Source organism: Stenotrophomonas sp. YJH_SMC_57 (assembly GCF_059369755.1).
Genome location: NZ_JCAFSZ010000009.1, coordinates 236,670 through 244,390 on the forward strand (window position 1 = coordinate 236,670; position 7,721 = coordinate 244,390).

Below are 7,721 nucleotides of genomic sequence, written 5' to 3' on the forward strand. Positions count from 1 at the left end.
CCTCTCGCCTTAGGCCACGAAGCACAGGACTTCGCCGCCGACGCCCAGCTGGCGCGCCTGCGCATCAGTCATGATGCCCTTGGAGGTGGAAATGATGGAGATACCCAGGCCGTTCATGACCTTCGGCAGCTCGCTCTTGCCGCGGTACTGGCGCAGGCCCGAACGCGAGAAGCGCTTCAGGGTCGCGATGACCGGCTTGCCTTCGAAATACTTCAGCACGATTTCCAGCTCGGACTTGTTGTTTTCCAGCTGGGTCACGCGCAGGTCGGTGATGTAACCCTCGTCCTTCAGGACCTGGGCGATCGCAACCTTGATCTTGGACGACGGGGCTTTCACCGTCTGCTTGCCAACCGCGGCCGCATTCTTGATGCGAACCAGCAGGTCGGCGATGGGATCAGTCATGCTCATATGAGTACCTTTGAGTGCACCGATATCCGCTTTCGCGAAAATCTGTTGTCTCCTGGAAACGGGCCAGGTCCCTTGATGCAGCGGGCCACAGACCCGCTCCTGCAACCCCGTTTGCACAGGGCAAGACGCGGGAGTATACGCCAAAAGAGCCCGGCTTGCGCCGGGCTCTTCGGTTTTTTTGCTCAGGGAAGGCTGAACGCCTCCCCTGCCCCGGTTCAGGAACCCCCGAAGGGGCTCCTGATCGCAGGACCGGCTGGGATTACCAGCTGGCCTTGCGCAGACCCGGGACGTCGCCGCGCATGGTGGCTTCGCGCAGCTTGTTGCGGCCGAGGCCGAACTTGCTGTACACGCCACGCGGACGACCCGACAGCTCGCAACGGTTGCGCTGGCGGCTCGGCGACGAATCGCGCGGCAGCTTGGCCAGCTTGGTTGCGGCGTCGATCTTCTCTTCGTAGGTCGCGTCCACGGAGGACACGATCTTCTTCAGAGCCGCACGCTTTTCAGCGTACTTCTTTGCCAGCTTTTCCCGCTTGATGTCGCGGTTGACCATGGAGGTCTTTGCCATTTCGGTTTCCTCGACGGATCAGTTACGGAACGGGAACTTGAACGCTGCCAGCAGCGCCTTCGCTTCCGCGTCGGTCTTCGCAGTGGTGGTGATGGCGATATCCATACCGCGGATCGCGTCGACGGCGTCGAAGTCGATTTCCGGGAAGATGATCTGCTCCTTCACACCCATGTTGAAGTTGCCGCGGCCGTCGAAGGAACGACCGGAAACACCACGGAAGTCGCGCACGCGCGGCAGCGAGATGTTGATCAGGCGATCCAGGAACTCGTACATCTTGTGGCGACGCAGCGTGGTCTTGCAGCCGATCGGCCAACCATCGCGGATCTTGAACGACGCAACCGACACACGCGACTTGGTGACAACCGGCTTCTGGCCGGAAATCTTGGTCATGTCGCCGACGGCGTTTTCCAGGATCTTCTTGTTGGTGGCCGCTTCGCCGACACCCATGTTCAGGGTGACCTTGACCAGCTTCGGCACTTCCATCGGATTGGTGTAGCCGAACTGCTTCATCAGCGCCGGCACCACTTCGTCCTTGTAGAACTTTTCGAGACGGGAACTCATCTTCTCATTCCTCAGGCGTCGAGCGCCTCACCGCTGGAGCGGAACACACGCAGTTTGCGTCCATCCTCCAGCACCTTGAAGCCAACGCGTTCGCCCTTGCCCGAAGCCGGGTTCAGAACATTCACGTTGGAGATATGGATCGAAGCTTCGCGCTCGACCACGCCGCCGGCAACACCTGCCTGCGGGTTCGGCTTGGTGTGGCGCTTGACGATGTTCACGTTGGCGACGACCACACGGTCGCCGTCGACGCGGACGACTTCGCCCTGCTTGCCCTTGTCCTTGCCAGCGTTGACGACAACCTGGTCGCCCTTCTTGATACGGTTAGCCATGATTATCTCCTGTCGCTCACAGCACTTCGGGAGCGAGCGAGACGATCTTCATGAACTTCTCCGAACGAAGTTCACGGGTCACCGGCCCGAAGATACGGGTACCGATCGGCTCCTGCTTGCTGTTCAGCAGGACGGCAGCGTTGCCGTCGAAGCGGATCAGCGAACCGTCGGCGCGACGCACACCCTTGCGGGTACGCACCACGACGGCGTCATACACTTCACCCTTCTTGACCTTGCCGCGCGGAATCGCATCCTTCACGGTGACCTTGATGATGTCGCCGATGCCGGCGTAACGGCGCTTGGAACCACCCAGCACCTTGAAGCACATCACCTGCTTGGCACCCGAATTGTCCGCGACGTCAAGGTAGCTCTGCATCTGGATCATGATTCAGACTCCTTATTCAGCCGCACGCGTGATGACTTCCACCACGCGCCAGTTCTTGGTCTTGGACATCGGAGCAATCTCGGTCACGCGGACGACATCGCCTTCCTTGCAGGCGTTGTCGGCATCGTGGGCGTGCAGCTTCGTCGAGCGCTTGATGTACTTGCCGTACAGCGCGTGCTTGACCTGACGCTCAACCAGGACGGTAACCGTCTTGTCCATCTTGTTGCTGACGACACGGCCTTCGACCGTGCGCAGCGTCTTCTTTTCAGTATTGTCGCTCATAGCGGCCATCCTTACTTCGTGCTGCCGAGCAGGGTCTTGACGCGAGCAATCTCGCGACGGACCCGGCGAATGTCGTGGGTCTTCGGCAGCTGGCCGGTGACCTGCTGCATACGGACAGAGAACTGTTCCTTACGCAGGTCGATCAGGTGGGCCTTGAGTTCGTCAGCCGACTTTTCACGGAGAGTTTTGATATCCATCAGCGCACCGTACGGGTCACGAAAGTGGTGGTGACCGAGAGCTTGGCGGCGGCCAGGCGGAACGCCTCGCGAGCCACTTCCTCGGAAACACCCTCGATTTCATAGATCATGCGGCCGGGCTGGATCTGGGCCACCCAGTATTCCACGTTACCCTTACCAGAACCCATTCGGACTTCGATGGGCTTCTTGGTGATGGGCTTGTCGGGGAACACGCGGATCCACATCTTGCCGCCGCGCTTGACGTAGCGGCTGATCGAGCGGCGGGCCGCTTCGATCTGACGCGCGGTCAGCTGACCGTGTGCGGTTGCCTTCAGGCCGTACTCGCCGAAGCTGACAGCGTTGGCGCTCCAGCTCAGGCCATCGTTACGGCCCTTGTGTACCTTGCGGTACTTGGTTCGCTTGGGTTGCAACATTGTCGTTACCTCGCTTCACGGGCCGGGCGCTGACGGTCACCGCGGTCGCCGCGATCGTGACGATCGTTGCGCGACGGGGTGTCGTCCTGCTTTTCCTGGCCAACCTGGGAGAAATCGAAGACCTCGCCCTTGTAGATCCAGACCTTGATGCCGATGATGCCGTAGGTCGTCTTGGCTTCAGCGAAGCCATAGTCGATGTCGGCACGCAGGGTGTGCAGCGGCACGCGGCCTTCGCGGTACCACTCCGAACGGGCGATTTCTGCACCGTTGAGGCGGCCACCCACGTTGACCTTGATGCCCAGGGCACCCAGGCGCATCGCGTTGCCGACCGAGCGCTTCATTGCACGGCGGAACATGATGCGACGCTCCAGCTGCTGGGCGATCGACTCGGCAACGAGCTGCGCGTCCAGTTCCGGCTTGCGCACTTCGGTGACGTTGATGTGCGCCGGGACGCCCATCATCTCGCTCACTTCCTTGCGCAGCTTCTCGATGTCCTCACCGCGCTTGCCGATCACCACGCCCGGACGGGCGGTGTGGATCGTCACGCGAGCGGTCTTGGCCGGACGCTCGATCAGGATCTTGCTGATGCCGGCCTGAGCCAGCTTCTTGCGCAGCATTTCGCGCACTTTCAGGTCGGCTGCCAGGTAACCAGCGAACTCGGCCTTGTTGGCGTACCACTTGGAGTTCCAGTCCTTGGAAATGCCGAGGCGGATACCAATCGGATGAACTTTATGACCCATGGTCTTTTCCTTATCCGCTTACTTGGCGGCGCCCACAACCACAGTGATGTGGCTGGTGCGCTTGAGGATGCGGGTACCGCGGCCTTTCGCCCGCGCCATGAAACGCTTCAGGGTCGGACCTTCATCAACCATGATGGTCTGAACCTTCAGCTCGTCGACGTCGGCGCCCTGGTTGTTCTCGGCGTTGGCAATTGCCGACTCCACCACCTTCTTGATCAGGTGGGCAGCCTTCTTGTCCGAGAACTTCAGCAGGTTGACCGCACGCTCGGCCGGCAGACCGCGCACCTGGTCAGCGACCAGACGAGCCTTCTGCGGGGAGATGCGCGCAGTGCGCAGGATGGCTTTCGCTTCCATTGTCATCTCTCCTTACTTGCCCGACTTCTTGTCACCACCGTGACCCTTGAAGGTCCGGGTGATGGCAAATTCGCCGAGCTTGTGGCCGACCATGTTCTCGTTGACGAGAACCGGGATGTGGTTCTTGCCGTTATGCACGGCAATGGTGACGCCTACCATGTCAGGCAGGATCATCGAACGGCGCGACCAGGTCTTGATCGGCTTCTTGCTGCCCGCAGCGGCCTCCACCTTCTTGACGAGGTGGTGATCGACGAACGGGCCCTTCTTGAGTGAACGTGCCATGGTCGATTAGCCCCTACGATCGCGGACGATGAACTGCTGAGTGCGCTTGTTATGGCGCGTCTTGTAACCCTTGGTCGGGACACCCCACGGGGTGACCGGATGCGGGTTACCCTGGCCGGCCTTGGCCTCACCACCACCGTGCGGATGGTCAACCGGGTTCATGGCAGCACCACGAACGGTCGGGCGGACGCCGCGCCAACGCTTGGCACCGGCCTTGCCCAGCTTTTCCAGGCTGTGCTCGTCGTTGCCGACTTCACCGATGGTGGCGCAGCACTCGACCGGAACCTTGCGCATTTCACCCGAGCGCAGGCGCAGGGTGGCGTAGATGCCTTCGCGAGCCACCAGCTGCACGGCCGCACCGGCGGCGCGAGCGATCTGAGCGCCCTTGCCCGGCTTCAGTTCGATGCAGTGGATGGTGGTACCGACCGGGATGTTGCGCAGCGGCAGGGTGTTGCCCGACTTGATCGGGGCATCCGAACCGGCGATCACCTGATCACCCGCCTTCAGGCCCTTCGGGGCGATGATGTAGCGGCGCTCACCGTCGACGTAGCACAGCAGGGCGATGTGGGCGGTGCGGTTCGGATCGTATTCGATGCGTTCCACGCGCGCCGGGATGCCCAGCTTGTTGCGCTTGAAGTCGATGATGCGGTAGTGCTGCTTGGCACCACCACCGACGTGACGCACGGTGATGCGGCCATGGTGGTTACGACCACCCGAGCGGCTCTGCGACTCGACCAGTGCGGCGTGCGGAGCACCCTTGTGCAGGTCGGGGGTGACCACGCGCACGGCCGAACGGCGGCCGGGGGAGGTGGGCTTGAATTTCATCAATGGCATGGGATGTACCTCAGGCCTTGGCCGTTACATCGATCGACTGGCCATCGGCCAGGCGAACGTACGCCTTGCGCCAATCGCCGCGGCGGCCAGCACGGTTACGGAAGGACTTGTTCTTGCCCTTGACGTTGACCACGTTGACGGCTTCGACCTTGACGTCGAACAGCTGCTCAACCGCGGCCTTTACATCGGCCTTGGTGGCTTCGTTCGAAACTTCGAAGACATACTGGTTGGAGAGTTCCTGCAGGCGCGCGGTCTTTTCGGAGACACGCGGGGCACGCAGCACGCTGAAGATTTTTTCGTTGCTGTTCATGCCAGCCACTCCTCGACCTTCTTGACCGCGTCAGCGGTGATGACGACCGTGTCGGCACCGACCAGCGACACCGGGTCCAGACCCTGCACGTCACGCACCTGCACGTACGGCAGATTGCGGGCGGACAGGTACAGGTGCTCGGAGGCTTCTTCAGTGACGATCAGCGGGCGCTTGCCCACTTCCAGGCCGGCCAGCTTGGCGATCAGACCCTTCGTGTTGGTCACTTCGACATCGAAGGACTCCACGATGGTCAGACGGCCCTGACGGTTCAGCTCGGACAGGATCGCGCACATGGCGGCACGGTACTGCTTACGATTGACCTTCTGCTCGAAGCTGCGCGGCTTGGCCGCGAAGGTGACACCGCCGCCGACGAAGATCGGAGCCGTCAGTGCGCCATGACGCGCGCCGCCGCCCTTCTGCTTCTTCGACTTCTTGGTGGTACCAGCCACTTCAGAGCGAGTCTTCTGTGCCTTGGTGCCGGCGCGACCGGCGTTGCGGTAGGCAACGACGACCTGGTGGACCAGATCTTCGCTGAAATCGCGACCGAACACGGCGTCGGAGACCGAGACCTTGTTGTTGCTACCCGTGATAACGAGTTCCATCGTCATCTCTCCTTATGCCTTGCTCGCCGGACGGACGATCACGTCGCCACCCGCCGCGCCCGGAACGGCGCCGCGAACCGCGATCAGACCGCGCTCGACGTCGACCTTGACCACTTCCAGGTTCTGGGTGCTCTGCTGCACCGCGCCCATGTGGCCCGACATCTTCTTGCCCGGGAAAACACGACCCGGGGTCTGGCGCTGACCCAGCGAACCCGGCGCGCGATGCGACAGCGAGTTACCGTGGGTTGCATCGCCCATACGGAAGTTGTGGCGCTTGATGGTGCCCTGGAAGCCCTTACCCTTGGTGACACCCTGGACGTCGACGATCTGGCCGACTTCGAAGATGTCCGCCTTGACTTCGCCGCCAACGGCGAAATCGCCGAGCTGCGCGTCTTCAACGCGGAATTCCCACAGGCCACGACCCGCTTCCACCTTCGCCTTGGCGAAGTGGCCGGCTTCCGGCTTGTTGACCAGGGCAGCGCGACGCGCGCCGACGGTCACCTGCACGGCGCTGTAGCCGTCGGTTTCGACGGTCTTGATCTGCGCGATGCGGTTCGGGGTTGCTTCGATCAGGGTCACCGGGATGGAGCGGCCATCTTCAGTGAACACGCGGCTCATGCCAGCCTTGCGGCCCACGAAGCCCAACGAATACTTCTTCGTCATGGTCGTAGTCCTCAGGTCAGCTTGATCTGAACGTCGACGCCGGCAGCCAGTTCGAGCTTCATCAGCGCGTCCACGGTCTTGTCATTCGGGTCAACGATATCGAGCACGCGCTTGTGCGTGCGGGTCTCGTACTGGTCACGCGCGTCCTTGTCGACGTGCGGGGAAACGAGAACGGTGTAACGCTCGATCTTGGTCGGCAGCGGGATCGGGCCACGCACTTGCGCGCCGGTCCGCTTTGCCGTTTCAACGATCTCGCTGGCCGAACGGTCGATCAGACGATGATCGAACGCTTTCAGCCGGATCCGGATCTTTTGGTCCGCCATGGCGGTAGGTTCCTTCGTTAAAAGAGCGACAGACAAAGCCTCTGGGTTGCTTTGCCCCATGAAATTCCTGAATACGGACGGCCCGCACTCCTGCAGGCCGCCAAGGTCACTCCATAGACCTCAAAAACGTAGGCAGACCAGTTTCCCGGCCTGCCCAGACGTAGAAGCATAATGGCACGCAAGGCAGCTGTCAACAGTCGCCTGTTGACGCCGCCTGAATGGCATTGACCCTTCCTGGTCCGGGGAACACAAGGCACATCCTGTGCCTGCTTTCCCATTTGATACGCCCCGATGCCCTACCCAGGCAACATCGGGGCGCAGATACTACCAGATTACTCGATGATCTTCGAGACCACGCCGGCGCCGACGGTACGGCCGCCTTCGCGGATGGCGAAGCGCAGGCCTTCGTCCATTGCCACCGGGTTGATCAGGGTGACGACCATCTTGACGTTGTCACCCGGCATCACCATTTC

General features: G+C 61.6%; 17 protein-coding genes. All 17 read right to left on the reverse strand.

Going from position 1 to position 7,721, the window contains the following annotated elements; genetic code table 11:
• Window positions 1–9: 9 nt before the first annotated feature.
• Window positions 10–408: a 30S ribosomal protein S8 gene (gene rpsH / locus AC5P7U_RS14420; RefSeq protein WP_005408210.1), complete on the reverse strand. Its 399-nt coding sequence runs from the start codon at window positions 406–408 to the stop codon at window positions 10–12.
• A gap of 259 nt (window positions 409–667) precedes the next feature.
• Window positions 668–973, reverse strand: coding sequence for a 30S ribosomal protein S14 (gene rpsN / locus AC5P7U_RS14425; RefSeq protein WP_005408209.1), 306 nt, complete (start codon window positions 971–973; stop codon window positions 668–670).
• Between the two features lie 18 nt (window positions 974–991).
• Window positions 992–1,534, reverse strand: coding sequence for a 50S ribosomal protein L5 (gene rplE, locus AC5P7U_RS14430; protein ID WP_004154491.1), 543 nt, complete (start codon window positions 1,532–1,534; stop codon window positions 992–994).
• An 11-nt stretch (window positions 1,535–1,545) separates the two neighbouring features.
• Window positions 1,546–1,863, reverse strand: a complete 318-nt coding sequence (rplX, locus tag AC5P7U_RS14435; protein WP_004154490.1) for a 50S ribosomal protein L24 — start codon at window positions 1,861–1,863, stop codon at window positions 1,546–1,548.
• Between the two features lie 16 nt (window positions 1,864–1,879).
• On the reverse strand, window positions 1,880–2,248 hold the full coding sequence (gene rplN, locus AC5P7U_RS14440; protein ID WP_004145357.1) for a 50S ribosomal protein L14: 369 nt from the start codon (window positions 2,246–2,248) through the stop codon (window positions 1,880–1,882).
• 12 nt (window positions 2,249–2,260) lie between these two features.
• A complete protein-coding gene (gene rpsQ, locus AC5P7U_RS14445) occupies window positions 2,261–2,530 on the reverse strand; it encodes a 30S ribosomal protein S17 (RefSeq protein WP_004154489.1) in 270 nt (89 codons plus the stop codon).
• Window positions 2,531–2,541: 11 nt separating this feature from the next.
• Window positions 2,542–2,727 (reverse strand): 50S ribosomal protein L29, encoded by a 186-nt coding sequence (gene rpmC / locus AC5P7U_RS14450; RefSeq protein ID WP_004154487.1) that lies wholly within the window; start codon window positions 2,725–2,727, stop codon window positions 2,542–2,544.
• Entirely contained in the window at window positions 2,727–3,140 is a 414-nt protein-coding gene (gene rplP / locus AC5P7U_RS14455; RefSeq protein WP_004154486.1) for a 50S ribosomal protein L16, read from the reverse strand. The genes rpmC and rplP overlap by 1 nt, the downstream gene beginning before the upstream one ends.
• 5 nt (window positions 3,141–3,145) lie before the next feature.
• Window positions 3,146–3,880: a 30S ribosomal protein S3 gene (rpsC, locus tag AC5P7U_RS14460; RefSeq protein ID WP_004145350.1), complete on the reverse strand. Its 735-nt coding sequence runs from the start codon at window positions 3,878–3,880 to the stop codon at window positions 3,146–3,148.
• 18 nt (window positions 3,881–3,898) lie between these two features.
• Complete coding sequence (rplV, locus tag AC5P7U_RS14465; RefSeq protein ID WP_004145348.1) at window positions 3,899–4,234, reverse strand: 50S ribosomal protein L22; 336 nt, start codon at window positions 4,232–4,234, stop codon at window positions 3,899–3,901.
• Window positions 4,235–4,246: 12 nt separating this feature from the next.
• A complete protein-coding gene (gene rpsS / locus AC5P7U_RS14470) occupies window positions 4,247–4,516 on the reverse strand; it encodes a 30S ribosomal protein S19 (protein WP_004154485.1) in 270 nt (89 codons plus the stop codon).
• Between the two features lie 6 nt (window positions 4,517–4,522).
• Entirely contained in the window at window positions 4,523–5,350 is an 828-nt protein-coding gene (rplB, locus tag AC5P7U_RS14475) for a 50S ribosomal protein L2 (RefSeq protein ID WP_004154484.1), read from the reverse strand.
• Between the two features lie 10 nt (window positions 5,351–5,360).
• Window positions 5,361–5,660, reverse strand: a complete 300-nt coding sequence (gene rplW, locus AC5P7U_RS14480; protein ID WP_004145338.1) for a 50S ribosomal protein L23 — start codon at window positions 5,658–5,660, stop codon at window positions 5,361–5,363.
• Window positions 5,657–6,262 carry a 50S ribosomal protein L4 gene (gene rplD, locus AC5P7U_RS14485; RefSeq protein ID WP_004145337.1) on the reverse strand — a complete coding sequence of 202 codons (606 nt, stop codon included), beginning with the start codon at window positions 6,260–6,262 and terminating at the stop codon, window positions 5,657–5,659. Before rplD ends, rplW begins: the two co-directional genes overlap by 4 nt.
• 12 nt (window positions 6,263–6,274) lie before the next feature.
• Entirely contained in the window at window positions 6,275–6,925 is a 651-nt protein-coding gene (gene rplC, locus AC5P7U_RS14490) for a 50S ribosomal protein L3 (RefSeq protein WP_004145336.1), read from the reverse strand.
• 11 nt (window positions 6,926–6,936) lie between these two features.
• Window positions 6,937–7,248, reverse strand: coding sequence for a 30S ribosomal protein S10 (rpsJ, locus tag AC5P7U_RS14495; RefSeq protein WP_005408208.1), 312 nt, complete (start codon window positions 7,246–7,248; stop codon window positions 6,937–6,939).
• A gap of 332 nt (window positions 7,249–7,580) precedes the next feature.
• Window positions 7,581–7,721, reverse strand: a 141-nt coding sequence (locus AC5P7U_RS14500) for an EF-Tu C-terminal domain-related protein (RefSeq protein WP_487247787.1), incomplete at its 5' end; no start/stop codon positions are given.

Excerpts from the sequence above, each read along its gene's own strand:
- rpsH (WP_005408210.1), bottom strand. The coding sequence starts at position 408 with ATGAGCATGACTGATCCCATCGCCGACCTGCTGGTTCGCATCAAGAAT.
- rpsN (WP_005408209.1), bottom strand. The coding sequence starts at position 973 with ATGGCAAAGACCTCCATGGTCAACCGCGACATCAAGCGGGAAAAGCTG.
- rplE (WP_004154491.1), bottom strand. The coding sequence starts at position 1,534 with ATGAGTTCCCGTCTCGAAAAGTTCTACAAGGACGAAGTGGTGCCGGCG.
- rplX (WP_004154490.1), bottom strand. The coding sequence starts at position 1,863 with ATGGCTAACCGTATCAAGAAGGGCGACCAGGTTGTCGTCAACGCTGGC.
- rplN (WP_004145357.1), bottom strand. The coding sequence starts at position 2,248 with ATGATCCAGATGCAGAGCTACCTTGACGTCGCGGACAATTCGGGTGCC.
- rpsQ (WP_004154489.1), bottom strand. The coding sequence starts at position 2,530 with ATGAGCGACAATACTGAAAAGAAGACGCTGCGCACGGTCGAAGGCCGT.
- rpmC (WP_004154487.1), bottom strand. The coding sequence starts at position 2,727 with ATGGATATCAAAACTCTCCGTGAAAAGTCGGCTGACGAACTCAAGGCC.
- rplP (WP_004154486.1), bottom strand. The coding sequence starts at position 3,140 with ATGTTGCAACCCAAGCGAACCAAGTACCGCAAGGTACACAAGGGCCGT.
- rpsC (WP_004145350.1), bottom strand. The coding sequence starts at position 3,880 with ATGGGTCATAAAGTTCATCCGATTGGTATCCGCCTCGGCATTTCCAAG.
- rplV (WP_004145348.1), bottom strand. The coding sequence starts at position 4,234 with ATGGAAGCGAAAGCCATCCTGCGCACTGCGCGCATCTCCCCGCAGAAG.
- rpsS (WP_004154485.1), bottom strand. The coding sequence starts at position 4,516 with ATGGCACGTTCACTCAAGAAGGGCCCGTTCGTCGATCACCACCTCGTC.
- rplB (WP_004154484.1), bottom strand. The coding sequence starts at position 5,350 with ATGCCATTGATGAAATTCAAGCCCACCTCCCCCGGCCGCCGTTCGGCC.
- rplW (WP_004145338.1), bottom strand. The coding sequence starts at position 5,660 with ATGAACAGCAACGAAAAAATCTTCAGCGTGCTGCGTGCCCCGCGTGTC.
- rplD (WP_004145337.1), bottom strand. The coding sequence starts at position 6,262 with ATGGAACTCGTTATCACGGGTAGCAACAACAAGGTCTCGGTCTCCGAC.
- rplC (WP_004145336.1), bottom strand. The coding sequence starts at position 6,925 with ATGACGAAGAAGTATTCGTTGGGCTTCGTGGGCCGCAAGGCTGGCATG.
- rpsJ (WP_005408208.1), bottom strand. The coding sequence starts at position 7,248 with ATGGCGGACCAAAAGATCCGGATCCGGCTGAAAGCGTTCGATCATCGT.